Source organism: Myxococcus sp. CA039A, from assembly GCF_013336645.1.
GTDB lineage: Bacteria > Myxococcota > Myxococcia > Myxococcales > Myxococcaceae > Myxococcus > Myxococcus llanfairpwllgwyngyllgogerychwyrndrobwllllantysiliogogogochensis.
This window is the reverse complement of the sequence record NZ_JABUMQ010000169.1, coordinates 1-23,551: the sequence shown is the minus strand read 5'-3', so window position 1 is coordinate 23,551 and position 23,551 is coordinate 1. Positions and strand designations below refer to the sequence as shown.

At 67.9% G+C, this 23,551-nt stretch carries 23 protein-coding genes; 15 read left to right on the top strand and 8 right to left on the bottom strand.

All coding sequences use genetic code 11. The features are described from left to right. Positions 1 to 436: rhodanese-like domain-containing protein (locus HR086_RS26515; RefSeq protein ID WP_217441960.1), on the top strand; the 436-nt coding region annotated here is incomplete at its 5' end. Positions 437 to 458: 22 nt separating this feature from the next. On the opposite strand, the gene HR086_RS26510 is transcribed toward HR086_RS26515, so the two are convergent. After that, positions 459 to 1,550, bottom strand: coding sequence for a ferrichrome ABC transporter substrate-binding protein (locus HR086_RS26510; RefSeq protein WP_174467018.1), 1,092 nt, complete (start codon positions 1,548 to 1,550; stop codon positions 459 to 461). Between the two features lie 243 nt (positions 1,551 to 1,793). Between HR086_RS26510 and dps the strand changes: the two genes are divergently transcribed. From dps to HR086_RS26470, 8 genes are all read left to right on the top strand, one after another. After that, complete coding sequence (dps, locus tag HR086_RS26505) at positions 1,794 to 2,351, top strand: DNA starvation/stationary phase protection protein Dps (protein ID WP_141640965.1); 558 nt, start codon at positions 1,794 to 1,796, stop codon at positions 2,349 to 2,351. Positions 2,352 to 2,458: 107 nt separating this feature from the next. Next, the gene (locus HR086_RS26500; protein WP_174467017.1) at positions 2,459 to 3,319 is read left to right on the top strand and encodes an SDR family oxidoreductase; all 861 of its coding nucleotides are present in this window, start codon (positions 2,459 to 2,461) and stop codon (positions 3,317 to 3,319) included. Beyond that, positions 3,316 to 3,933, top strand: coding sequence for a glutathione S-transferase N-terminal domain-containing protein (locus HR086_RS26495; protein WP_174454400.1), 618 nt, complete (start codon positions 3,316 to 3,318; stop codon positions 3,931 to 3,933). Before HR086_RS26500 ends, HR086_RS26495 begins: the two co-directional genes overlap by 4 nt. A 20-nt stretch (positions 3,934 to 3,953) precedes the next feature. Then, positions 3,954 to 5,396, top strand: a complete 1,443-nt coding sequence (locus tag HR086_RS26490; RefSeq protein WP_174467016.1) for a YdiU family protein — start codon at positions 3,954 to 3,956, stop codon at positions 5,394 to 5,396. A 56-nt stretch (positions 5,397 to 5,452) separates the two neighbouring features. Beyond that, positions 5,453 to 6,004, top strand: coding sequence for a hypothetical protein (locus tag HR086_RS26485; protein WP_174454398.1), 552 nt, complete (start codon positions 5,453 to 5,455; stop codon positions 6,002 to 6,004). Then, positions 6,001 to 6,414, top strand: coding sequence for a DUF4190 domain-containing protein (locus HR086_RS26480; protein ID WP_174454397.1), 414 nt, complete (start codon positions 6,001 to 6,003; stop codon positions 6,412 to 6,414). Before HR086_RS26485 ends, HR086_RS26480 begins: the two co-directional genes overlap by 4 nt. 101 nt (positions 6,415 to 6,515) lie before the next feature. Continuing rightward, positions 6,516 to 7,055, top strand: a complete 540-nt coding sequence (locus tag HR086_RS26475) for an inorganic diphosphatase (RefSeq protein ID WP_174467015.1) — start codon at positions 6,516 to 6,518, stop codon at positions 7,053 to 7,055. 4 nt (positions 7,056 to 7,059) lie between these two features. Next, on the top strand, positions 7,060 to 7,959 hold the full coding sequence (locus HR086_RS26470) for a CHAD domain-containing protein (protein WP_174454395.1): 900 nt from the start codon (positions 7,060 to 7,062) through the stop codon (positions 7,957 to 7,959). Between the two features lie 832 nt (positions 7,960 to 8,791). Here the strand turns inward: HR086_RS26470 and HR086_RS26465 are convergent. Next, a complete protein-coding gene (locus HR086_RS26465) occupies positions 8,792 to 10,579 on the bottom strand; it encodes a hypothetical protein (protein ID WP_174467014.1) in 1,788 nt (595 codons plus the stop codon). A 167-nt stretch (positions 10,580 to 10,746) separates the two neighbouring features. Between HR086_RS26465 and HR086_RS26460 the strand changes: the two genes are divergently transcribed. Then, entirely contained in the window at positions 10,747 to 12,000 is a 1,254-nt protein-coding gene (locus tag HR086_RS26460; protein WP_174459853.1) for an Hsp70 family protein, read from the top strand. 63 nt (positions 12,001 to 12,063) lie between these two features. On the opposite strand, the gene HR086_RS26455 is transcribed toward HR086_RS26460, so the two are convergent. Both HR086_RS26455 and HR086_RS26450 read right to left on the bottom strand, forming a co-directional pair. Then, positions 12,064 to 13,014, bottom strand: coding sequence for a hypothetical protein (locus tag HR086_RS26455; protein ID WP_174467013.1), 951 nt, complete (start codon positions 13,012 to 13,014; stop codon positions 12,064 to 12,066). 159 nt (positions 13,015 to 13,173) lie between these two features. Further along, positions 13,174 to 13,602 carry a hypothetical protein gene (locus HR086_RS26450; protein ID WP_174459855.1) on the bottom strand — a complete coding sequence of 143 codons (429 nt, stop codon included), beginning with the start codon at positions 13,600 to 13,602 and terminating at the stop codon, positions 13,174 to 13,176. 323 nt (positions 13,603 to 13,925) lie between these two features. On the opposite strand from HR086_RS26450, the gene HR086_RS26445 reads away from it, so the two are divergent. From HR086_RS26445 to HR086_RS26430, 5 genes are all read left to right on the top strand, one after another. Beyond that, positions 13,926 to 14,738 carry a hypothetical protein gene (locus tag HR086_RS26445; RefSeq protein WP_174467012.1) on the top strand — a complete coding sequence of 271 codons (813 nt, stop codon included), beginning with the start codon at positions 13,926 to 13,928 and terminating at the stop codon, positions 14,736 to 14,738. Between the two features lie 145 nt (positions 14,739 to 14,883). Then, a complete protein-coding gene (locus HR086_RS26440) occupies positions 14,884 to 16,203 on the top strand; it encodes a hypothetical protein (RefSeq protein ID WP_174467011.1) in 1,320 nt (439 codons plus the stop codon). A 264-nt stretch (positions 16,204 to 16,467) separates the two neighbouring features. Further along, positions 16,468 to 16,803: a hypothetical protein gene (locus HR086_RS49580; protein WP_306663412.1), complete on the top strand. Its 336-nt coding sequence runs from the start codon at positions 16,468 to 16,470 to the stop codon at positions 16,801 to 16,803. Positions 16,804 to 16,922: 119 nt separating this feature from the next. Beyond that, on the top strand, positions 16,923 to 17,825 hold the full coding sequence (locus HR086_RS26435) for an AHH domain-containing protein (protein WP_306663410.1): 903 nt from the start codon (positions 16,923 to 16,925) through the stop codon (positions 17,823 to 17,825). A gap of 15 nt (positions 17,826 to 17,840) precedes the next feature. Then, on the top strand, positions 17,841 to 18,410 hold the full coding sequence (locus HR086_RS26430; protein ID WP_174459859.1) for an imm11 family protein: 570 nt from the start codon (positions 17,841 to 17,843) through the stop codon (positions 18,408 to 18,410). Between the two features lie 73 nt (positions 18,411 to 18,483). Here HR086_RS26430 and HR086_RS26425 read toward each other — a convergent pair whose 3' ends face one another. The 4 genes from HR086_RS26425 to HR086_RS26410 form a co-directional block, all read right to left on the bottom strand. Beyond that, the gene (locus HR086_RS26425) at positions 18,484 to 19,353 is read right to left on the bottom strand and encodes a hypothetical protein (protein ID WP_141640981.1); all 870 of its coding nucleotides are present in this window, start codon (positions 19,351 to 19,353) and stop codon (positions 18,484 to 18,486) included. Positions 19,354 to 19,355: 2 nt separating this feature from the next. Continuing rightward, positions 19,356 to 21,971, bottom strand: coding sequence for a TonB-dependent receptor domain-containing protein (locus tag HR086_RS26420; protein WP_174457312.1), 2,616 nt, complete (start codon positions 21,969 to 21,971; stop codon positions 19,356 to 19,358). Positions 21,972 to 22,009: 38 nt separating this feature from the next. Further along, complete coding sequence (locus tag HR086_RS26415) at positions 22,010 to 22,813, bottom strand: OmpA family protein (RefSeq protein WP_141640983.1); 804 nt, start codon at positions 22,811 to 22,813, stop codon at positions 22,010 to 22,012. 141 nt (positions 22,814 to 22,954) lie between these two features. After that, on the bottom strand, positions 22,955 to 23,551 hold a 597-nt coding region (locus HR086_RS26410), incomplete at its 5' end, for a chalcone isomerase family protein (RefSeq protein ID WP_306663409.1).

The window sequence follows — 23,551 nt, the reverse complement described above, 5'->3', positions numbered from 1 at the left end:
GTTCTCCTTCGTTCTTGAAACCCCCGCCGCCCCGCCCGAAGAGGCACACCGCCACTTCCTCGCGAAGCTCTCCGTGGAGACCGATGCCGCCGACCTGCACCTGGACCTGGAGCGCGGCAAAAAAGGGTTCGTCGTCGTGGACGTCCGCTCGCCCGACGCCTACGCCGAGCGCCACATCCCCGGCGCACTGAACCTGCCCGCGCGGACCCTCTCCGCCACCACGACGGCGCACCTGAGCAAGGACGACGTCATCGTCACCTACTGCTGGAGCCCTGGTTGCAACGGCTCCACCAAGGCCGCCGCGCGCCTGTCCGCGCTGGGCTTCCGCGTGAAGGAGCTCATCGGCGGAATCGAGTACTGGGTGAAGGAGGGCTACACCACCGAGGGCACCGCGCCCCAGGGCCAACCCGTCTACGCCGAGCGCACGACACGCTGACCCAGCAGCGCGCGACGGCGGCTCAGTACACGCCGATGAGCACGACCTTCACGCGGGGATTGCCCAGGTACTCCTCCAGCCGCCACCGGCTGCGCAGCTCATCCGCGCGCAGCCCCGGGCCCGCCTCCGGCGGCGCGTCCGCGCTGGCCAGCGCATCGCGCAGATGCGACACCGCCCACGCGTCGAACTTGGGGTCCCCCGAGCCTTCCAGCACCTTGAGGTCCAGCAGCTTGCCGTCTCGCGCCTGACGCACCTCCAGCACCGTGGCGAGCGCGAGCACCGGCGTGGTGACGTCCATCATGAACATGTTCGCCGCCCGCCCCGCCTCGACGGCCGCCTGGAGGCGGTTGCGCTGCTCCAGACGCCGGTCCCGCTTCTCCGCCACGTAGGGCGAGCCCGTCTTCCCGAAGCGCTCGGTGGCCTCCACCTGCTCGCGCTTGAGGCGCGAGCCCAGCACGTTCAGGTCCGGCGACGGCGGGTTCACCAGCTTCTTGGCGAACCGGTCCTGGAGCTTCGTGAAGTACGGATTCACGGCGCCGCTCTCCGCGCGTGCCGCCGCGCTCGCGTCCGCCGCCCAGCCATCCACCAACTCTTTCGCCTGCGCTTCCTCCCGCCGCGCGATGGCCCGAGGGTCCTCACCAGGCTGTCCGTCATTGCGCAGCGTCCTGCCCGATTGCGCGGGCTTGCCTGGAGGCTCGCTCCCCCAGAGCCCCTTCGGCACGAGCGAAATCGTCGGCGGCGCGGTCCGGGTGGGCGCATCCTCTGGAGAAGCCTCGGGCCCCTGCTCCGTCGACGCGACTCCGGGCGCTTCCGCGACGGCCGGGGACTCTTCTTCCTTCTTCTTGCCCTCGGGTGCCCGCGCGATGGCCTCGGGCGGTTTCTCGTCCGTCCGACGCGGAGGAGGAACCGGCTCGGGCTTGGGAGGCCGCGGGGTCGGCGCTGGCACGGGTGGGGCCGCTACCGGCGCCTTGGGCTCCAGGTAGACAATCTCCAGCTCGGTGGCCGACGGACGCGCTGGCGCGGCTGACCGCACTCGCGACAGCGCCAGGAAGAGCGCCGCGTGCACGAGCACGGAAAGCAGGACCGCAATCCACCACGATGAACGCCGGGACACACCTCGGAGTGTGCCTCCTAGCTCCTCCGAGGAGAAGCGCCCTGACGTCCGAGCTCGATGATGTCCAGTCGCTCCCTCCCGCCGCCTCCCCGGCGACGGAGGTAGCGTCATCAATGACCTCTAGAGCGGTTTCTCATGGAACGCCCGGCTGTCCGCTCGCCCCCCAGCCAGGACGCCTCGGCATGGCGCGTGGGGAAGGCCATCCCCACTCTTCCGAAAGCCTTCTTGGAGGGAGCGCCAACCATGAACTTTCCCAGCCATGTGAATGTCCCCAGTGAGACGCGCGAGGAAATCATCGACCTGCTGAACAACCTGCTGGCCGACTCCATCGACCTGCACTGGCAAATCAAGCAAGCGCACTGGAACATCCGGGGCACCCACTTCTACAGCCGCCACCTGCTCTTCGACGACCTGGCCAAGCACGCGCGCAAGCAGGCCGACGAGTTCGCCGAGCGCGCCGGCACCCTGGGCGGCTACGCCGAGGGCACCATCCGGCTGGCCGCCAAGAACAGCGAGCTGCCCGAGTACGACCTCAAGGCCGTGGAGAGCGAGGACCACCTGAAGTGCCTGGTGGACCGCTTCGCGCGCTACGGCGCCTCCATCCGCGGCGGCATCGAGCGCTGCGATGAGCTGGAGGAGCCCATCACCGTGGACCTGCTCACCCAGGTCCTGGGCGACGTGGAGCTGGACATGTGGTTCCTGGAGAGCCACCTCAACGGCGCCCCGCGCCCCAGTCCGCGCACCAAGGGCGGACGCGACGACGCCCGCTCCAGCGAGCCCACCCGGCCTCCGCACGCCTGAGCCACGGCGGCACCCAGACCTCCCTTCCCCATGGGCCCGGCGCTTCCACGAGCGTCCGGGCCCGTGTCGGCATATAGAAGGCGTCCTCGAAATCCAGAGGACGCCCCATGAGCGCTGAGACACGGTTGGACGGGAAGGTGTGCCTCATCACCGGGGCCACCGGCGGCATTGGCCTGGAGACGGCCAAGGCCCTGGGACGACTTGGCGCCACGCTGGTGCTGGTGGGCCGGGACCCCGCCCGCACCCAGGCCGCCGTCGACGCGGTGAACCAGTCCGTCGCGGGCGCGCGGGTCGACACGATTCTCGCGGACTTGAGTTCGCTCCAGGCCGTGCGTGCGCTGGCCGACACCTTCCGCTCGCGCTACTCGCGCCTGGACGTGCTGCTCAACAACGCGGGCCTCATCATCGACCGCCGCGAGGTGACGGTGGATGGGCTGGAGGCCACGCTCGCCACCAACCACCTGGCGCCCTTCCTCCTGACGCATCTGCTGATGGACACGCTCAAGGCCAGCGGCCCCGCGCGTGTCATCAACGTGTCGTCGGACGCGCACCGGGTCGGCAAGCTCGACTTCACCGACCTCCAGAGCGAGCGCCGCTACGACGGCTTCCGCGTGTACGCCACGTCCAAGCTGGCCAACATCCTGTTCACCCACGCGCTGGCGAAGCGGCTGGAAGGCACGCCCGTGACGACGAACGCGGTGCACCCTGGCGTGGTGCGCTCGGGCTTCGGTCACAACACGAAGGGCTTCTTCCGCTGGATTGTGAAGCTCGGCGCGCCGTTCATGCTGTCCGCCGAGGGCGGCGCGCGGACGTCCATCTATCTGGCTGCTTCGCCGGAGGTGGACGGAGTCTCCGGGAAGTACTTCATCCGTTGCCGGAAGAGGAAGCCGTCCGCCGCCGCGCGGGACGACGCCCTCGCCGAGCAGCTCTGGCGTGAAAGCGCGCGGCTCACGGGAGTCTCACCATGATTGACCTGTATACGTTCGCCACGCCCAACGGGCGCAAGGTGTCCATCGCCCTGGAAGAGCTGGAGCTGGCCTACACCGCGAAGTCGGTGAACATCGGCAAGGGCGAGCAGTTCACGCCCGAGTTCCTGGCCATCAATCCCAACAACAAGATTCCGGCCATCGTCGACTCGGAAGGGCCGGACGGCCGCCCCATCACCGTCTTCGAGTCGGGCGCCATCCTGCTGTACCTCGCGGAGAAGACGGGCAAGCTCATGCCGTCCAGCCTGCGCGGCAAGACGGAAGTGACGCAGTGGCTGATGTTCCAGATGGGCGGCGTGGGCCCCATGTTCGGCCAGCTCAACCACTTCGGCCGCTTCGCCTCCACCAAGATTCCCTACGCCATCGACCGCTACACCGAGGAGTCGAAGCGACTGCTCAAGGTGCTCGACGGGCAGCTGGGCAAGGGAGACTTCGTGGCGGGCCGCTACTCCATCGCGGACATCGCCCTGTACCCGTGGGTCGCGGGCATGCGCACGTACGTCCCGGAGCTCTTCGCGGGCCTGGGCCAGGTGCCGCAGTGGCTGGCGCGCGTGGGTGAACGTCCCGCCGTGCAGCGCGGCATGAAGGTCCCCTGAGCGTTACCGCTTCCCCCTCCATGCCCGCGCTCGAACAACTTCGCTTCGACAACACGTACGCTCGCCTGCCTCCCGGCTTCGGCGCGAGGGTGTCCCCCCGCGCCTTCCCGAATGCCCGGCTGGTGAGCCTCAACCCCGCAGCGCTGCGCCTGCTGGACCTGGCGCCAGAGGAGGCCCGACGACCGGAGTTCGTCGAGGCGCTCGGCGGTGGGCGTCCGCTGCCGGGCATGGAGCCCTTCGCCATGGTGTACGCCGGGCACCAGTTCGGCGTGTACGTGCCCCGGCTGGGTGATGGCCGTGCCCTGCTCCTGGGCCAGGTGCGCAACGGCGCGGGCCAGTCCTGGGATTTGCATCTCAAGGGCGGTGGGCCCACGCCCTTCTCTCGCGGTGGGGACGGCCGCGCGGTGCTGCGCTCCTCCATTCGGGAGTACCTGTGCGGCGAGGCCATGCACGGGCTGGGCATCCCCACCACGCGCGCGCTGTGTCTGATTGGCGGCGACGAGCGGGTGTACCGCGAGGAAGTGGAGACAGGCGCCATGCTGGTGCGGATGGCACCGTCGCACGTGCGCTTCGGCACCTTCGAGTTCTTCCACCACTCCGAGCAGCACGAGCACGTGGCGCTGCTGGCCGACCACATCATCGACGGCCACTTCCCCCACCTGTCCGGCGCGCCGGGGCGTCATGCTCGCTTCTACGCGGAAGTCATCGAGCGCACCGCGCGGCTGGTGGCGCAATGGCAGGCGGTGGGCTTCGCGCACGGGGTGATGAACACGGACAACATGTCCATCCTCGGGCTCACGCTGGACTACGGCCCCTTCGGCTTCCTGGACGAGTTCGAGCCGGGCTTCATCTGCAACCACTCCGACCACCGGGGCCGCTACGCGTTCAACCAGCAGCCACGCATCGCGATGTGGAACCTGGCCTGTCTGGGTGAAGCACTCCTCACGCTGATGTCCGAGGACGATGCCCGAGCCGCCCTCAACACGTTCGAGCCCACCTTCAGCGCGCACTTCCTGACGCTGATGCGCCAGAAGCTGGGCCTGCGCGAGGTGCGCGAGGAGGACCGCGCCCTGGTGGGTGACCTGTTCGCGCGCATGGCCGAGGCCCGCGTGGACTACACCCGCTTCTTCCGCGCGCTGGGACAGCCGGACACGGTGGGGGCGATGTTCGCGGACCGGACGGGCTTCGACGCCTGGGCGGAGCGCTACCGGGCGCGGCTTGCGTCCGAGGGAAGCGTGGACGCGGAGCGCCGGACGTTGATGGAGCGCGTCAACCCCCGGTACGTGCTGCGCAACTGGATGGCGCAGGCCGCCATCACCCGGGCCCAGGAGGGCGACTTCTCGGAGGTGGACCGACTGCTCGCCGCCCTGGAGGACCCCTTCACGCAGCGCTCCGAGTACGAGGAGTACACCACGGAGCCTCCCGCCTGGGGCCGGCACCTGGTGGTGAGCTGCAGCTCCTGAAGGACGGTGGGCCCTGGCTGGCGCGCGCCAAAGTGTCTGGATTAGAACCGCGCGCCATGCCTGCCGACGTCGTCATTCCCAAGAACGAGCTCAGTGAGTTCGACCTGCCCCGTGTCTGCGTCATCACCGGACAGACAGAGGGCATCTCCTTCAAGCCCGTGAAGTTCGCGTGGTACCCGCGCTGGCTGCTCATCTTCCTGCCGTTCGCGGCCCTCATCGTGCTGATCATCGCCAGCATCCTCACCAAGCGGGCCAAGGGCACCCTGCCCTTCAGCGAGGAGGGGTGGGCCCGGTGGCAGCGCAGCAAGCTGCTCTTCGGCCTCTCCTTCCTGGGCACCATCGCCATCCTGGTGGGCGGCATCGCGGTGTTCGCGGGCAAGGGCGATGGGACTCCCATCCTGGTGGCGGTGCTGGTGGCCGTCCTCGTGCCCGTCGTGGCCTACTTCACGGCGGTGAAGGGACGGGTGCCGTCGGTGAAGAAGATCGACGAGCGGACCATCACCCTCCGCCTTCCCAGCGACTCGGCGGCGACCACCATCGCGGCGCACCTGAACTCCGGGCGGCGGCCGCGAAGCGCGCAGCATCCGCTGGAGCTGCGCTCGGCATGAGCCTGGAGACGCCGCCAGAGGGGGCCTCCTGCGCGGCACACCCCGACGTCATCGCGAGCTGGGTGTGTGGCCGCTGCGGCACGTTCATGTGTCCGGCGTGCGAGCGGCGGATGCGCCCGGAGGCACGCCCCATGTGCCCCACGTGCTGGGATTTGCGCACGCGCACCGTCGACGCGCCCGAGCGCCATGGCCCGGCGCTCCCCATCATCGGGCTCATCCTCGGCGTGCTCTCGCTGCTGCCGGCGTGCTTCGTGCTTCAGATAGCCGCCCTGGTGGTGAACATCATCGCCTTCGGCCGCACGCGGGAGCCACCGGAGCGGGCGCGACGATGGATGCCCATCACCGGCCTCGTCCTGACGGGCGTGGGCTTCGTGGGGGTCGTCATCATCGCGCTGAGGTCCGTGGGCTGATGGCCGTCTGGCTCGCCTGCCCGCCTGGAAGGTTGGCGAGCCAAAAGTCACCCTGAAGGGCGCTTGCCGCACGGGGGAGGCAGGCTGACCTTCCACCTTCCATGACGACGGACCTCACCCGCCTGCCCTCGCGTGGGTCCCAGGGCGCATTCCACGTCGTCGTCGAGTCCCCACGGGGTTCGACGGTGAAGCTGAAGTACGACGCCGCGCTCTCGGCCTTCACGCTCTCCCGTCCCCTCACCCGGGGTCTGCGCTACCCGTTCGACTGGGGCTTCATCCCCTCGACACGCGGGCCGGATGGGGACCCGCTCGACGCCATGGTGTTGTGGGACGACACCACGTGGCCCGGTGTCGTGCTGCCCTGCCGCGCGCTGGGGGTCCTCCAGGTGGACCAGAAGCGCAAGGGTGGCAAGCCGGGCGAGCGCGAGCGCAATGACCGCATCATCGCCCTGCCCACGGCGTCGCCTCGCACCGAGCACCTGCGCACGTATCAGGACGTGTCCCGACGCGAGCGCGAGGAGCTGGCGCACTTCTTCCTCACCGCCGTGCACTTCGAGGACAAGGAAGCGCGCATCCTCGGCTGGGAAGGCCCCGAGGCCGCCGAGCGGATGTTGAACACCCAGGCCGGGATGGGAGGTTAGTCAGATGGCCCAACCCACGCCCATCCGCGGACTGGGCCCCGACAGCGAGCTGGGACAGGCCGCGCGGCGCATCCTCGCGGGCCGGCTGGCGGATGTCCGCAAGCCGGAGGCGAAGCTGTCGGACGAGCTCGACGACGACGGCGTCCACGACATGCGCGTGGCCACGCGTCGGCTGCGCGCCGCCATCCAGGTGTTCCGTCCGCTCGGCGGGCTGGGCAAGTTGGAGGTGGAGGTGAAGCGGCTCCAGGACGCGCTGGGCGACGTGAGGGACCTGCACGTCCAGGCGGCCTGGCTGGAGGAAGTCGCGAAGAAGGCGCGCCGCGAGAAGCCCGACACCCGCGCGGGCATCGCCGCGCTGGGCAAGGCGCGACTGGCGGGCCTGAAGACGAAGGAGAAGCGACTTCGCTCGGAGCTGGAGCGGTGGGCTTCGCGCACCGTGCCTCGGATGCTGCGCAAGGTGGATGCGCTGGAGGACGACCATCGCTTCGGTGGGCGCCGGGTGAAGGAGCCCCTGCACTGGCGGGTGCGCCGGGTGCGCAAGCGGATGCAGGTCTACATGGACGCGCCCGATGCGGCGTCCGCGCATGCGCTGCGCAAGGACTTGAAGAAGCTGCGCTATGAGCTGGAGATCTTCCAGCCCGCGTTCCGCCGCACCCTGGGCGCGCTGGTGGAGGTGCTCGTCCCGCTCCAGGAGGGGCTGGGGGAGCTGCACGACGCGGACGTCCGGCTGGAGGTGTTCGAGCGGCTCGCGGCGGGCGGCAAGCCCCGGGAGCGCAAGGCCGCGCGCGCCCTGCTGCCGCTCATTCGCGAGGGTCGGGCGAAGCGCTCCGCGGAGATTGCTCGCGAGCTTCAGCGCTGGCACGCCGAGGCGATTCCCCGGCGACTCATCCAGGTCCTCACGTAGCGAGGGCCCCTGAATGTCTCGGCCACGTCGCGCCCATCATCTGTGGCGCGACGTGGCACTCACGAGGCGAAGCTCAGCCGTCACAGTCGAGCGGACAGCTCTGATGTGACTCGAAGGACTCGCACAGCCCGTTCCCGCAAGGGTCGCCAACGGGAGTGTCACAGTCGAGAGGGCAGCTCTGGTGTGACTCGGCCGGCTCGCACCGTCCATCTCCGCAAGTGCCGCCGATGGGGCCGCCACAGTCGGCGGGGCAGCTCAGGTGCGTTTCGGACGATGCGCACAGTCCATCTCCACAAGTGCCGCCGATGGGACCGCCACAGTCGGAGGGGCAGCTCAGGTGCGTTTCGGACGGTGCGCACAGGCCATCTCCACAAGTGCCGCCGATGGGACCACCGCAATCGGCGGGGCAGCTCTGCTGCGTCTCGGACGACGCGCACAGTCCATCTCCACAAGTGCCGCCGATGGGACCACCGCAGTCTGCGGGGCAGCTCTGCTGCGTCTCGAGCGGTTCGCACACGCCGTTTCCGCAAGGGTCGCTGGGCCCGTCGCAGTCGAGCGGGCAGGTCTCGTGCGTCTCCCAGGGGTCACAGACGCCGTCCTCACCGCAAAGCCCCTGAGGTGACGGGCCCTCCTCGGTGAGCGCCGCTCTCGCCACGGAGTCCTCCGCGGCTCGCGACAACCGCGCTTCGTCAACACCACAAGCCACGAGCGCGCCGAGACACCATCCACCCAGGAGGACGACCAGTTGCTGCTTCATGTGTGACCCCTCTCGAAAGAGGGGCCGGGGATTATCATGGGCAGCGCCGGAAGGAGTGACACTGACGCTATGTGATTACTGCTGCTGCGTGGGTTGCGTCTCCTGGGTGGAGCCTGTTCCCGTGGTGCTCCCCTTGGACGTCGCGTTGATGCTCACCGCCTTGGCTTCCCCCGTCTCGTCCGTGGTGAACGAGGCGCGGACCTGGGCTCCCTCCTGGATGTCCTCGGCGACCGCGCTGAATCCATCCACTGTCACCTGCGTCTGCGGGTTCACCGTCAAGCGGAGCTGAGGCTCACCGCCCTGACTGAGCAGGACCTCGGTCTCGCTCGCGCGGACCACCTCGCCGGTGAACTGTTGCGGCGTGTTCTGCTGGCTCTGGGTTCCCGACGAGGTGCCGCTGCCCTGCTGTGAGCCGGAGGGAATCGGGAGCGCGACCACGGGCGGTTGCTGGGGCAGCTGCGTGCCCGACTGTGGTTGCGAGGTGGTGCCCGAGGTGCCCGTCGTGGAATCAGAGGTCCCGGAAGCAGGCTGTTGCTGCTCGGTCGTCGAAGGCGCGGTGGCGATGGGCTGCTGCTCCGTGCCGGACGAGGCCGAGTCGGTGGTCTGCTGTTCCGTTCCGCTCGTCGTCTGTCCCTGTTGCTGCCGGGCATCGAGTTGCTCGAGGGGAGACAGCGGCTGAGTGCCTTCGTCGACCTGTTGCCCCGAACCCCCGGAGGCCTGGTCCGAGCTCGAATCCGTGGAGGACCCGGTGGAAGGGGCCGTCTGCGAGCCCGTCTCGGAGGAGGAAGCCACCGGCGACTGCGTACCCTGACCGGTCTGCGACTCCGTCCCCGTGGGCGCGGAGGCCTGCGTGTCCTGGCCGGTCTGCGACTGTGTGCCCGACGACTGCGTGTCCTGACCGGTCTGCGACTCCGTCCCCGTGGGCGCGGAGGCCACGGGCGACTGCGGTGTGCCCTGGCCCGGCTGCGATTCGGTGCCCGTAGATGTCGAGCCGGTCTGCGCCGCCTGTTGCTCGGCCCGTTGCTCCGCGCGCAGTTCGGCTTCCTTCTCCGACCGAAGGTCGGCTTGTCGCTCCGCCTCGCTCTCCGAGTCAGTCGCGCTGGCCTGGGCCTGCGGCTGAGTCTCTCCAACCTGCTGTCCTGTCTGGGCGGCCTGTTGCTGCGCATCTCCGGCCTGCTGTCCTGCTTGGGCGGCCTGCTGCTGAGCATCCGTGGCCTGCTGGCCCGCCTGGGCGGCCTGCTGCTGAGCATCCGTGGCTTGCTGTCCCGCCTGAGCGGTCTGCTGCTGAGCTGCATCCGTGGCCTGCTGGCCCGCCTGGGCGGCCTGCTGCTGAGCCGCATCCGTGGCCTGCTGCTGCGCGGCTCCCGCCTGCTGCGTGGCATTCGCTGCTTGCTGCTGTGCGGCGCCCGCCTGTTGCGTGGCATCAGCGGCCTGCTGATTCGCCTGGGCGCCTTGCTGCTGAGCGGCGCCCTGCTGCGAGTTCGCCTCGGCGGCCTGCTGCTGTGCGGCTCCGGCCTGCTGCTGTGCGGCTCCGGCCTGCGCCGTGGCGTCCGTGGCCTGCTGCTGTGCGGCTCCGGCCTGCGCCGTGGCGTCCGTGGCCTGCTGCTGTGCGGCTCCGGACTGCTGTGCGGTCTGGGCCTCGTCCGACTCAGCCGATTCACGTTGAGCGCGGGCCTTCGCCTCGTCCAGCGCCTCCTGCTTGCGCCGCACCTCATCCTGGGCGCTTTCCGCCTGCTGCTGTTGTTCACTCGCGGTCGCCTGCGTGCCCTGCTGCGACTGCTCGTCCTGGCCGCGCTCGCGGCAGCCGGTGACGAGCAGCGCGGCGGCACCGGCGGCCACCCACCCTCTCGCGCGGAGCTTCATGGAGACCCCCTGTGTCGTGACTCCCGAAAAAGAAACATGGGAAGTCATCGAACCTCGCCAACCCACGCCCTCTCCGGGCGGCCGCCCACTCGCCCGTCCTCCACCGAGCAGCCCGGCTCACGACGCCCTACCCTTTCCCGGAGTTTGGCGATAAGGGGCGCACCCCCATGCAAGCCTGCGGACTCGACTTCGGAACCAGCAACACCGCCGCGGCCCTGCCTGATGGCACGGTGCTGTCGCTGCAACCCCATACCTCGGAGCCCCGCCTCTTCCGCTCCGTGATGTTCTTCCCGGACGACGAGCGCGAGATCTACACAGGCGCCGACGCCATCAACCGCTACATGGAGGACAACACCGGACGCTTCATCCAGTCCGTGAAGTCCTTCCTCCATTCGAACTCGTTCCGCGCCACCCAGGTGAAGGGCCGCACCTTCACCATCGAGGACCTGGTCGCCATCCTCCTGCGGCGCGTGCGCGAGGCGGCGGGCGCCCACATGGGCGGCCTTCCGGAGGCCGTCATCCTCGGCCGCCCCGCCGTCTTCACCCCGGACAAGGACGCGGACGCGCTCGCCCAGAAGCGCCTGCACCGCGCCGCCGAGCTGGCCGGCTTCCAGCACATCGAGTTCCTCATCGAGCCCATCGCCGCCGCGCTCGCCTATGAGGCCCAGCTCACCCGCGACGAGCTGGTCCTCGTCGCGGACTTCGGCGCCGGCACCACCGACCTCACCCTGATGCGTCTGGGCCCCTCGCGCCGAGGCGTCAAGGACCGCCGCCCGGACGTCGTGGGCTCCACCGGTGTGCGCATCGGTGGAGACCGCTTCGACGCCGAAATCATGCGCCACAAGCTCCTGCCCCGCTTTGGCGCGGGCTCCACCTACCGGGTGCGAGGCCTGAGCGACAAGCGCCTGCCCATGCCCCAGCACGTCATGGCCAAGCTCTTGTCCTGGCACGAGATGTCCTTCATCCGGGAGAAGTCCACCCAGGACCTGTTGGACACCATGCTGGAGACCAGTGACAAGCAGCCCGAAATCGAGGCGCTCCACGACCTGGTGATGGACAACCTGGGCTACCGCCTGTTCCGCGCGATTGAAGCCGCCAAGGTGCGCCTGTCGCGCGACGAGGTGGCCACCGTGGACTTCGAGGAGGCCCGCATCAACCTCCACGAGCCCATCACCCGCGCGGAGTTCGAGGTGTTCAGCAAGCCGCTGCTCGACGAGTTGGAGCAGTGCACGGTGGGACTGCTGTCGCGCCACCCCGAGGCGGCGAACATCGACGCCGTGTTCCTCACGGGTGGCTCCTCGCAGATTCCCGCCGTGCGCCAGCTCTACGTGAATCGCTTCGGCGAGGAGCGCGTGCGCACCGCTGACGCCTTCACCTCCGTGGCCGAGGGTCTGGGACGCGCCTCCGCCGCCTTCGGCTGAGCCGCGGTCCCACCGCGGACACTCATGGAATCATCATGAATCGCGGCCCACGGCGCTCGCGCCTCATGAGCCCTGAGCCAGGCCCTGCACGTAGATGAGCACCTCGCCTTGATGGTTGCCTGCCTTCAGGAGGCCCCCCCAATAGGCAATCGCCGCGTCGACGTCCTCGTAGCCGACGACCCGGATACGGGCCGCATGGGGAGCGTGGCAACCGGGCCTGGTGAGGTCGGCGCGGGCCTGCGGGTCTGGACCGCCAATCAGCACCGCCCAGGTGCGGCGCTTGTCGTAGTCCTCGGGCTCTCCGGCGATGAAGGGCGCGAAGACCCGTGAGCCCTGACCGGTGACCACGATGAGGCGTCGGTCCGGATTCTCCTCGGGCTTGCAGAGGTCCACCGAGTAGCCGTCGTAATCGCCCATGCGCGTCCGGATGTCCTCGGGCACGCCGACGTGCTGCACGACGTTGATGTGAAGGACCCCCGCGTAATCGCCCTCCTTCAGCCAGCGTCCCAGGTACGCGATGAGCGGGTCCACGGACTCGAAGCTCGACGTCTTGATGAAGGTCCCGCTCAAGACACACGGCTCGACGAAGGGCGGGCCACAGCGCTCGTAGAGCCAGCCCTGGGCCTTCATGTCCTCGTAGTCGAGTCCCTCGATGCGACCCGACAGGAACTCCCTCACCCGAGGGTCCGACGAGCGCGTCACCATGGGAGAGTCGATGCGCAGCGCCGGACCGGAGTCACCGTCAGATGAGGGGTCACCAGACTCGGCTCGCGGCCACACGACAATGGGCCTGCGACCCTGTCCATGGAGCTCGACGCCGCCCCACAACCCCACCCCCAGCGCCTTGGCGTCCTTCTCGAAGCGCCACGCCACGGAGTAGCCGTCGTATCGGCCCGGCTTCGTGCGGACGTCCGCGACCTGCCCCAGCGCCGGCGAGGGGCGCGTCACACGTGGGGCACAGGCATTCGACGAGAAGATGGCGACGAGGCCCACGGCGAGCAGGAGGCATCTCATGACGGGGGAGTCTCCCTCCCGCGCCCGCGCCAACACCCGTCATGAAATCATCATGATGCGGGGGCGCCACTGCCTGACACCTGCAACCCGGTGGAGTTCACCCCCGGCGACACACCGCCCGGAGTTCCAGCGTTCCGGGCGGCACGAGTCACGTCGCGACTACTCGACCCAGTGGACCGTGCCCAGGCCGGCGGCGACCAGGTCACACACGTAGAAGATGTCGTCATAGGGGTAGTCGTCGTAGACGCCGCGCGCGGGGATGCAGCGCGCCGAGTTCGCGGCCGGAGCGTTGAGGTCCGCCGCGAGGATGCGGCAAGGCGCGTGGTCCGTCGGGCCGCCACACTCCTCGGTGCAGCTGTCCGCGCGAATCCAGTACGGGTTGTAGAGGGGGTAGGAGTCCGCCTCCACCCAGCACAGACCGGAGGCGCACTCCGAGTCAGCCGAGCAGCCCGTGCCCGTTGCGTTCAGGCTCTGCGTCTGCTCCGCGGTCTCCGGCGTGGGCTCGGGGGCCTGCTCGGCGGGCGCGGTGTTGCAGCCCAGGAACGTGAGCGAAAAGAGGGAGGCAGTCACTGCGAGGAAGTTCCGCATGGGGGAGTCCTTTCCAGGTGAAGGGAGGGGCGGAACCAACCATTCCTGGTGAACGGAACCAAGTGGACTTCTCGCGAATTCTTATTTTCGTGGACAGAATTAGGTTTCAATTGACTCGGGTTACATCGGTCGTTCCAGCGAACACCGCTCTTGCTGGGAAGCATCATCTGGGGCGGCAGTGACGGAAGATTTCAGCATTGGCGAAAGTGCGGAATCTCTGCATGGCCTGCCTCCGCCGCGTGTCTTCAGCGTGCAGAGGAGGTTGCACCATGATGCGCGGGCGATGCCGTCTGGCGATGAGCCGGGTGATGACGAGTGCGTGTGTGAGTCTGCTGGCGGGTTGCATGTCGAGTTCCCAGGACTCGATGCCGGAACTCCACGACAGCCATCAGCGGGGAGTCGGGACGTCTGACCAGGCATCTCAAGTCGAGGAAGCCATCTCCATTGGCGGCCACGACCTCACCCTCAACGCCTTGGGCAACCTGGTCCTGGAGTCCCTCGCGCGGTACTGGGGCTCGTCCTACAAGGTCGGCGCCGAGGGCGGGCTCGTCATCCCAGAGTGGCCCGCTCTGGGCTCGCTCACGGTCGAGGCTCCGCTCGACGTCGCCTTGAACGACAATCTCATCCACATCTGCATGAATCGGATCGGCCCCCCGAACTGCGACTATCTGATGAATACCGTCCAGCCCTCTATCAGGCTGCCACTCAAGGGCTCCATCAGCGTCAGCAGCAGCCATGTCTTCGACGAAGCGGTCATCACCCAAATCAGGGATGACCTGAACATGGGCGTGCCCCGCCCTGACGCGGGGTTCCTCAAGCTGGTTCTGACCCAGGTGGGCAGCGGCTGTGACGTCACCGACGGAAACACCTTGGTGGCGGGGATGGCCCAATTCTGGAACAACGTCAGTCTGTCGCCGGACAAGAAGACCTTTTCCTGGAACCTCACCCGCGCGAACGCAGCGGTCTTCGAGGACAGCTGCAGCCAGACGCAGGCTCCGGTGAATCTGACCCTGCGCGTCGCGCTGCCGCTCGTCTCCGCTGGCAGTCGGTATCTTTCCTCCATCACCCTGAGCAACGACCCGCTGGTCCTCCGTCCGGACTACGCCTTGAAGCGGATCATCCTCACCAATATCTGAACGCCCCCGCTCACAGGCCGATGGTCAGCGGCAAGGCCCGCGCATTGACCTGGATGACATGCGGCACATCAACAACGGCGCTCTGGATGGGAGGCTGCGCGAGTCTTTCCGAGACATGAGGGGAAAAGGCCGCACAGGATGAGGGATGCGAAGAATCTCCCGAGTCCTGCTCCCCGCCGCGTTGGTCTGGGCCGCCACGCTGTCTCCCGGCTGCGGTGAGAGCGAGCCCTCCGAAACACCTCCACGAGAGGATGGCGGTTCCCGTGCGGACGCGGGCGCCGGAGGTGACGGAGGTTCGGGTCCCGTGCCCGACGCGGGCGGAGTCGAGCCCGGCCCTGTCGACGCCATCATCGCCGCCATGCCGGAGGGCTCGTGGAAGGAGCTGCCCGGGACGAACATGGCGGACGTCTGCCCCACTCCGTACTCCAGCTATCCGTGCGAAGCGGTGATGATTGCGTGGAGCGGCGGGGCCTACGACACGTTGAGAGACAGGTTGATTGTCTGGGGCGGCGGGCATGACGACTCGCCGTACAACAACGTCTTCACGTTCGACCTCGCGACGATGAAGTGGAAGCGGTGGACGGAGCTGCCCGCGGGGATGACGGGCAACAGCGTCACGCCGGTGATGCGGGACAAGCGCGTGGAGACGTGTGGCTTCTACCCGTCCGTCACGTCGCTCGACATTCCCGACGCGAGCCTGACGGCCAGCGGATATGTGCGACCGGAGCTGTGTGATGAGCCGAGCATCGTCGCCCAGCTCGACACGCAGCAGCCGCGCAGCGCGCACACCTACGGCAACATCGCCTTCAGCGAGGCGACGGGTCGGTTCTATGTGCTCGGCTCCGTGGGCACCTATCCCAGTGGGCAGGCGGGTTCGAGACTGGTGATGGGCTTCGACTTCGCGACGGGGCGATGGGTGCGCGGCGCGAACAACCCGGTCATCGACTACGGGGCCAGCGCGACCGATGCGCGCGGGCACGTCTGGTATATCGGGCCGAGGAAGCTGCATGAGTACGACCCGGTCGCCAACACCTGGACCGCGCATGCTGCGAACGGCGCGGGCTACTACTACGCGGGCGCGGATGTGGACACGCGGCGCAACGTCCTGGCGTTGGTGCGCGAGGGCGCCACGGTGTCGACGTATGCACTGAGCGACGCGGCGAAGACGCACGCCACCGTCACCACCACGGGGTTGAGCACACCGGTGGGCGGAGCGCCGGGGCTCGCGTACTCACCGGTGCTGGACCGGTTCGTCGCGTACCCCGGTGGGAAGCGGCTGGCACTGCTCGACCTGCCGAATGCGCGCTGGGTGGAAGTCACGGGCACGGGGGATGACCCGGGTGCGCCCGCGTCGAACGGCACGTACGGGCGGTTCCGCTACAGCCCCGCGCGCAACGTGTTCATCGTCGTGAACGGGACACGGCGCAACGTGTTCCTCTGGAAGCCACCCGCGACGGCGCCGTAGCGCGCCGCATCCACGTCGCGGAGGGTGCTGGCGTACTCCAGCGCCGGCCAGCCTTGTCGCAGTGCTCACTGTCTCGCTTGAAAGAACCTGGCCATGGGCTTCCGCGCTTGCATCTGATGCTCCGACCCGGTGCATCAATGTCATCCGTCGCTTCCATGGGGATGTGCGCGGGCTGCACCGTCAGCCCCAAGTGCCATCCTTCCGCATGGCCTGTGTGCCCACTCGCGCTCGGAGCAGGTGGAGCCCGTTGCCTGGAGAGTCCCCATGAGACTGCATCGCGCCGTTGCGTTGTTGCTCTTGCCTCTGCTGACCGGCTGCGCCACGGCGCGTGTGGTGCGATTGGAGACGGACCGGGGTGAGGTGCTCACCTTCACTCCTCGCACCGACGAAGCCGGCCCTCTTGAGTTGGAAGAGGACGAATTCGAAGAGGCCCTGTCCACGCACGCGAGAACCCTGCGGCCTCCGGCCCATCCGCAAGAGGCCGCGCTGCGGCTATTTGAGATGGACGCGCGCGCGGGCACATACCTCTTCGATGCGCGCACTCGCCGAGTCACGCCGCTTGGCTCGGGCGAACACCTGGAGGGAAACCCCTGGAAGTAGACGTGGAGCTGACGCGCGTCTACCTACACTGGTGCGAACGTACGGGGAGGAAGGGAGATTGTCTGCGCTTGCTCGCGGCGAGCCCCACTGTGAATGGGGATGGTCGGTACGCGCTGGCCATGGCGTTCGCTCAGGACGCGGTGAACGAAGAGATGTTGGAAGCCTTCAAGGACATGGCCGACCCGCACGCCATGCTGGCGGCGGCGTTGTGGACGGGCACGATGTATCTCATCCTATGGACGGTGCCCGAACCGGTGAGCAAGGGGCTGGCCGCTGTCATGACAGCCACTCTGATTGTCTATCTGGGAGTGGACACTGTCTGGGGCCTGATGACGGGCTTCCGGGAGCTGGTTGACGCGACGGATCGTGCCCGCACCTTCGATGAACTGCGCGACGCGGGTGAGCGGTACGGCAAGGTCATGGGGCGGAACGCGGCGCGCGCATTCGTCCTGCTCGCCACGGTGGCCATCGGGAACACGGCGGCGGGGTTCGCGGGCAAGGTGCCGACGCTGCCCGGCTCGGCGCAAGCATCCATGCAGGCAGGTTCCCGAGCGGGCATCGTGCTGTCCGCCGTGGGCGAAGTACAGGCAGTGACGGTGACGGGAGAAGCGGTCACCATGGCGCTCGCTCCTGGCGCTGTCTCCACGACGGCGCAGGACATGGGCGGTACCGCAACCGCTCCGGTGGATGCAAAGGGCCATGACCACCACATCGCCACCGACAAGTGGTGGACGGACACGAAAGACGGCGGACCCTGGTCGCCACTCTTCAAAAGAATCTTCGACAAAGCGGGTATGTCGCTGAAAAATGACCCTGCGAACATCGTCAATATCAAGGGCCATCAAGGGCCGCACCCGCAGGCGTATCACAAGGAAGTTCACAAGCGCTTACTTGAAGCAACCGAGGATTGTCGCACCATGCAGCAGTGCCGCGAGGCATTGACGACAGAACTTCGCCGCCTGGCGCGGGAGGTTTCCAAGGAGGGCTCCAAGCTCAATAAATTGGTGACTCGCAGCGAATGACAGAAGGTGCGCATCATGCCGCAGCGGTACTTCGAGCTGACCGATGACATGAGTATTCGGGGACGGTGGGTGCTCGGAATCCCCACGGACCAGCAAGCCCGGGAAGTGGAAGACCCGTGGATTTTCAAGAAAGGGAGACCCCTTCCAGACCCGGGTCGCTTGCGAGTTCCGGTGGATGTTCCCGGCAAGCCCCTGGACTTTTGCCTGGCGGGATTCGCCACTCCCATTGTTCACGTCAGGGTGGCTTCTCTCTTCGTGGAGATGGCCCCGGCCGACGTGCAAATCCTACCCGTCGATATCCAAGGGCATGCCGACCAGTTCTGCATACTGGTCGCGACCAAGCTCATTCAGTGCATTGATGATGCGGCATCCGAAGAGGTGGAATACTGGAAGCCAGAGGATGGGCGTCCAGAGAAAGCAGGGCAGTACCGCAAGGTTTCAGGACTGCGCATCGACCCGTCAAGAGTGGGCGACGCCCAAGTGTTTCGGACATGGGGATGGTCCGTTGTCCTCGTTGTCTCTGAAAGGCTCAAGGGCGCGTTGGAGCGAGTAGGGGCAACCGGAACGCTGTTCGAACCGGTCTAGCCCTCCCTCCTCGGAGCCCGCCCCAACACCGCGTCGCGTGGGGGCAGGCAGATGGCGCCAGCGGTATCCCGGGCTACGGCCCCACATCCACGTCGCGGCTGAGCCAGCCCACTCCGCCGCGTCCGTCGCGCGCCACCACGTAGACGGTGATGCGCTGGGGCGTGGCGGGCGTCTCGTACTTCGACGTCGGGTCTCCAGGCCTGTTGTCCACCGGCTCCTGCGAGCGGAACTCCTTCACCTCGCCGTCTCCCGTGGCGAACCAGCTGTAGAAGACCTGCTCCGTGCGCGGGCCGTCCTCCGCCGTGTACAGCTCCAGGCTGCCCTCCGTGAGCACCGGGCGGAAGACCACCTCCGCATCCAACGGCAAAGGCCCCGTCAGCGTGGCGTCATTCCAGAGGATGTCCGCCACCGCCGGATTCTGATTCGGCGCCGTCGTCGAGCGCACCAACACCTGCCTCACGCCCCGCTCCGTGCCCTCCGGCGTCCCCGAACCGTCCGATGCCTCGTAGCCCACGAAGAGCGGAATGCCCTTCTCCAGCGCCTCGCGCGTGCGCGGGTCATCCGGGTTCGGCGTCCCTCCTCCATTGGGATTCGCCGCGACCAGCGCCTCCTGGAGCACCACCTGCACGTTGGGGTCCTGGAGCGACAACATGCCGTCCGGCAGCGCCACACCGTTCACCCCGGGGCAACGGCCGTCGTACGGGTTGCCGTTGAAGCGACACAGCGCATACGAGACGGTGACGGGACGCGCGTCCGGCGTCACCGCCAGCGCGCTGAACGTCATCGGCCCGGGCAACGCCCCGGTGTCCGGGTCCAACACCAGCTCGGGCGGCTCCGCGCGGATGCCCAGCACCCGCACCCGGCGGATTTCACTCTGCAACTCGAAGTCGGGGCCGCAGGCAAGCAGCAGCGCGGCCAGTGTGACGAAGACTCGCGTGCGCATGCTCAGAAACTCCCCTTGGCGCCGATGACCGGGAGGATGGGCAGTCCCTCGAAGTAGGCGCTCTCGGTGTAGTTGTAGTTGTAGGCGATGCCTTCCACCGCCGCGTTGTTGTAGGCGTTCGTCAAATCCAGATAGAGGTCCAACGTCCACTTGTCGAAGACGAAAATCTTGTCCACGCGCACGTCCAACTGATTGAACGACGGCAGCCGTCGCGAGTTCACCCCCGCGAACAGCGGCAGGAACACGTCGGTGCCGTCATCCCTCACCGAGCCCACCACCGGCGTCGTCGGATTGCCCGACGCGAAGCGGAAGCGCGCTCCCACCTCCCAGCCCCTGGGCAGCTTGTACGAGGCAATCGCCGTCAGCACGTGCGTCTGGTCGTTGTCGAACAGGCGCCAGTTCGCCCCGGGCGCGTCCCGACGCTCGCTCCTGCTGAGCGTGTACGCAATCCAGCCGAACAGGCGCTCCGTCAGCGAGCGGCGGATGAGAATCTCCAGGCCATACACACGGCCGATGCCTCCGTTCTTCAACCGCTCCGGCACCAGCTCCCCGTCCCGCTCCACCAGCGCATCCGAGCGGCTGATGAGGTTGTCCAGGTCGTTGTAGAAGACCTCGCCGCTGACGAACCACTCCTGACGCGGCTGCCACTCCGCGCCCACGCCGTACTGGAGCGAGCGCTTCGCCGACAGGTCCGGATTGCCGAACGCCAGGCTGGGCTCATCCTGCACCGGAGGCCCGTGGTACACGCCCGCGCCACCCTTCAGCGTCAGCGTGTCCGTCAGCGAATAGCGCACCGCGAGGCGCGGGTTCAGCGTGCGCTTCACTTCCTTCTGGTCCGTGAAGATATACCCCTCGTACCGCACGCCCGGCACCACCAGCAGCCCCTTGAACGGACGCCAACGCCCTTCAATCCACAGCGAAGGGAAGTACTGGAGGAAGTCTCCGTCGGTGGTGAGGAGGTCCTCGGTGATGAGCGGGCTGGGCGGCTCGCCCTCGCGCGGCGGACGCTGGATGCGCGCCTTGACGTTCGCGAAGTTGCTCGTCACGTCCACACCACCCGCCAGGGTGAAGGGCTCGACCAGGGCATACTCCGCGGTGGCGCGCAGGTTCAGGTCCGTGGAGGCGATGCGCAGGTTGCGGTCGCCAATCTCGAACTCCACCAGCGTGTTGCCCACCAGCGCGTGCGTGTCCAACGTGAGCCGGTCCGCGCGGTACTGGTGACGCAGCCGCAGCTGGTTGAAGCCCGTGGTGACCTCCAGGTTGCCGTTGACGGTGGGGTCGTTGTCCGACGGCCGGTCGAACACCAGCCCCAACCTGTCGCGCGAGGTGATGCCCTGCAGCGTGAAGGTGTGGCGCGACAGCGGCTTCCACACCAGCTTGAGCTGCGCGTCGTAGTAGCGAGGCGCCACCTGGAGGCTCGGGCCGTCCCCCTCCGGAATCACCCCCAGCACGATGTCGATGTACGAACGCCGACCGCCAATCGCGAACCCCAGCGTGTCCGTAATCGGCCCTTCAATCACCGCGTTGGATTCAATGAGGCTCACGCCCACGGTGCCGTGGATGCGGTCCATCTTCGGCTCGCGGCTGTTCACGTTGATGACGCCGCCGGTGATGTCGCCGTAGTACGAGGAGAAGTTGCCGGGCAGGTAGTCCAGCGACTCCAGCAGCTCGGAGTTGTAGACGGAGGTCAGGCCGCCAAAGTGGAACAGCAGGGGGATGCGCTGGCCGTCCAGGAAGACGCCGGACTCCTGTGGGCTGGTGCCTCGAATCACGAGCGCGCCGCCGTTGAACGCGGGCCGCGCGACGCCGGGCAGGTTCTGCACCACCTTCAGCGTGTCGCCCTGCGTGCCGGGCACGCGCTGCACCTCCGCCACCTGGAGCGTGGTGCTCGTCACTTCCTTGCGCTCACGGTCGCTTCTCACCACCGTCTCGAAGGGGCTGAAGATGCGCTTCTGCACGTAGTACGTGGCGCGCGTCTCCAGGCCCTCGGACATCGTCTCCTTCGTCTTGAAGCGGTCATACCCGCCCTGCACCACCAGCACCTCGTGGGTGCCCAGGGGCACGCCCCGGAAGGAGAAGCGCCCCTCCGCGTCCGCGACGGTGGACAGGTCCAGCTCCGGCAACACGATTTCCGCGCCGTTGAGCGGCTTGCGCGTGCCGCGCTCCAGCGCCTGACCGCTGAAGTTCACCGGCGCCTCGGGCTGCGAGACACCTCCGTCCTCCGTGGGCTCGGGCGCCACGGGCCGGAAGACGAACTGGTACGCGTACTGGATGCGCACCGGCGACGGGACGTTGTCCACCTCGGCCGGGGAGAACTGGAACTGCTTCACCGCCTCCACCGCGGCCTCGTCGAAGCCGTGCCCCGCGGGCTGCGTGACTTCGACGTTCGTGACGGCGCCCGTCTCCGAGATGTCGATGAACATCACCACCGTCCCCTCCAACTGCTGGGCGGCGGCTTCGGCGGGATACGGCGCTTCCACCTGGCGCAGGAGCTCGGGTGGCTTCGTCAGCACACCGGTGGGGACTCCCGCATCGGGGTCGGCGACGCCGCCATCCGGGGCCTGGGCCAGCGCCCCGGTGGCAACGAGGAAGCAGAAGACGGTGAAGAGCGTTTTCATGAGGGAGGGGCGCACCTACGCGCGCCCTCCCGAAGCTCTCACAACTTGGGCGCGAGGACGATTTCGATGCGCCGGTTCAGGCTGCGGTTTTCCGGCGAATCATTGGCGGCGATCGGCTGGTACTGGCCGTACCCCGCCGCCGACAACGTCGTCGGGTCGACACCCGCGTCCTGGAGCGCCCGGACCACCGCCATGGCCCGCGCCAGGCTCAGCTCCCAGTTGGTGGGGAACTGACCGCCGCCCGTGGGCACGTCATCCGTGTGGCCCTCCACGCGGACAATCTTCCCCTGCACCGTCTTGAGCGCGTCGGCGATCTTGTTCAGCGCCGCCACGCCCTCCTTACCCACCCGCGCGGAGCCGGAGGCGAAGAGAATCTTGTCCTTGAGCTGCACCGTCATGCGGCCCTTGAGCTCGGACAGCTCGATTTTGCCTTCCGAAATCTCCGACTTGAGGCTCTGCGCCAGGTTCTCGTACTCGGAGCTCTTCTTCTCCAGCTCCTCCTTCGCCTGCGCCAGTTTCTTGGAGTTGCGCGCCAGCTCGTCATTGAGCGCGGCCAGCTGCGCGTTCTGCTCCTGCAACGCGCGGCGCTCGGCGGCGCCCGCCGTGAGGCGAGACTCGGAGGTGGTCAGCCGCGTCTCCAGCGCTGTCTTCTCCTGCTCCAGCGCGGCGATCTTCTCCTCCAGCTCCTTCACCTTGGCCTCGGCGGCCTCGCGAGCACCCTTCTCGTCGGTGAGTCCCTTGGTGAGCTGCTCCGCCTCCAGGGCCTTCGCGTCGAACTTGCCCTGCGAAACGCATCCCGTGGAGAGCGCGACGAATGCCGCCAGAATCAGCCGTGTCCGCATATGTATGGGTTCTCCCGACAACGATGGTTGGAGCACCACCTTACTGCTCGGGAGCGCCAAGGTCAGGAAGAACCCACATGGGCATTTCGCCAGCCCGGCGCCCCGGCGGGTGGGCCAGGGGGGCCACGGCGGCGCGGACCCTCAGCGCGGGAAGATGGGGTGCACGTCCAGCCAGACGGAGAAGAGCGCGTCGGCGAACGTCTTGCCGGGGATGAAGACGCCGCCGCTGGCCGCGCCGCCGATCTCCAGTCCGCCCCCGGGCGTGTAGGTGATGATGAGGTCCCCGCCCTTCTCCACGTCACGCATGGAGTCGAGCATGACGCCCAGCTGCTGGGACAAGGGCCCCTCGCGCAGCTCCGCGCTGCGGTTCAGGCCGTTGCGGAGGCTGTCCACGAGCTGCGAGCGGGTGATGTCGCGCAGGAAGCGGAAGTGCAGCCGCTTCACGGAGTTGGAGGCGATGGCCTCCGACGCGCTGCGTGGGCGGTCCTCCAGATAGAGGCTCCACACGTAGACCTTGAAGATGAAGCGCTTGTGCAGCTCCATGTGGGCGAGCTCCACCGTGCGCCCCTGGAGCGTCATCGAGTCCGGCATGCGGACCCCGCCCACCTGCTTCTGCCCTGCCTGCGCCACGCCCGTCGCCAGAACCAACCCCAGCACGAGCCACTGCGCGCTCTTCCGCCACGCCTGCTCTCTCATGCGTCCGACCCCCGCCCCGTCCGAGTACGGTGCCGGGATAGG

Excerpts from the sequence above, each read along its gene's own strand:
- HR086_RS26460 (WP_174459853.1), top strand. The coding sequence starts at position 10,747 with ATGCAAGCCTGCGGACTCGACTTCGGAACCAGCAACACCGCCGCGGCC.
- HR086_RS49580 (WP_306663412.1), top strand. The coding sequence starts at position 16,468 with ATGAGACTGCATCGCGCCGTTGCGTTGTTGCTCTTGCCTCTGCTGACC.
- HR086_RS26495 (WP_174454400.1), top strand. The coding sequence starts at position 3,316 with ATGATTGACCTGTATACGTTCGCCACGCCCAACGGGCGCAAGGTGTCC.
- HR086_RS26435 (WP_306663410.1), top strand. The coding sequence starts at position 16,923 with ATGGCGTTCGCTCAGGACGCGGTGAACGAAGAGATGTTGGAAGCCTTC.
- HR086_RS26485 (WP_174454398.1), top strand. The coding sequence starts at position 5,453 with ATGCCTGCCGACGTCGTCATTCCCAAGAACGAGCTCAGTGAGTTCGAC.
- HR086_RS26415 (WP_141640983.1), bottom strand. The coding sequence starts at position 22,813 with ATGCGGACACGGCTGATTCTGGCGGCATTCGTCGCGCTCTCCACGGGA.
- HR086_RS26440 (WP_174467011.1), top strand. The coding sequence starts at position 14,884 with ATGCGAAGAATCTCCCGAGTCCTGCTCCCCGCCGCGTTGGTCTGGGCC.
- HR086_RS26455 (WP_174467013.1), bottom strand. The coding sequence starts at position 13,014 with ATGAGATGCCTCCTGCTCGCCGTGGGCCTCGTCGCCATCTTCTCGTCG.
- HR086_RS26480 (WP_174454397.1), top strand. The coding sequence starts at position 6,001 with ATGAGCCTGGAGACGCCGCCAGAGGGGGCCTCCTGCGCGGCACACCCC.
- HR086_RS26420 (WP_174457312.1), bottom strand. The coding sequence starts at position 21,971 with ATGAAAACGCTCTTCACCGTCTTCTGCTTCCTCGTTGCCACCGGGGCG.
- HR086_RS26430 (WP_174459859.1), top strand. The coding sequence starts at position 17,841 with ATGCCGCAGCGGTACTTCGAGCTGACCGATGACATGAGTATTCGGGGA.
- HR086_RS26425 (WP_141640981.1), bottom strand. The coding sequence starts at position 19,353 with ATGCGCACGCGAGTCTTCGTCACACTGGCCGCGCTGCTGCTTGCCTGC.
- HR086_RS26465 (WP_174467014.1), bottom strand. The coding sequence starts at position 10,579 with ATGAAGCTCCGCGCGAGAGGGTGGGTGGCCGCCGGTGCCGCCGCGCTG.
- HR086_RS26475 (WP_174467015.1), top strand. The coding sequence starts at position 6,516 with ATGACGACGGACCTCACCCGCCTGCCCTCGCGTGGGTCCCAGGGCGCA.
- dps (WP_141640965.1), top strand. The coding sequence starts at position 1,794 with ATGAACTTTCCCAGCCATGTGAATGTCCCCAGTGAGACGCGCGAGGAA.
- HR086_RS26470 (WP_174454395.1), top strand. The coding sequence starts at position 7,060 with ATGGCCCAACCCACGCCCATCCGCGGACTGGGCCCCGACAGCGAGCTG.
- HR086_RS26490 (WP_174467016.1), top strand. The coding sequence starts at position 3,954 with ATGCCCGCGCTCGAACAACTTCGCTTCGACAACACGTACGCTCGCCTG.
- HR086_RS26500 (WP_174467017.1), top strand. The coding sequence starts at position 2,459 with ATGAGCGCTGAGACACGGTTGGACGGGAAGGTGTGCCTCATCACCGGG.
- HR086_RS26450 (WP_174459855.1), bottom strand. The coding sequence starts at position 13,602 with ATGCGGAACTTCCTCGCAGTGACTGCCTCCCTCTTTTCGCTCACGTTC.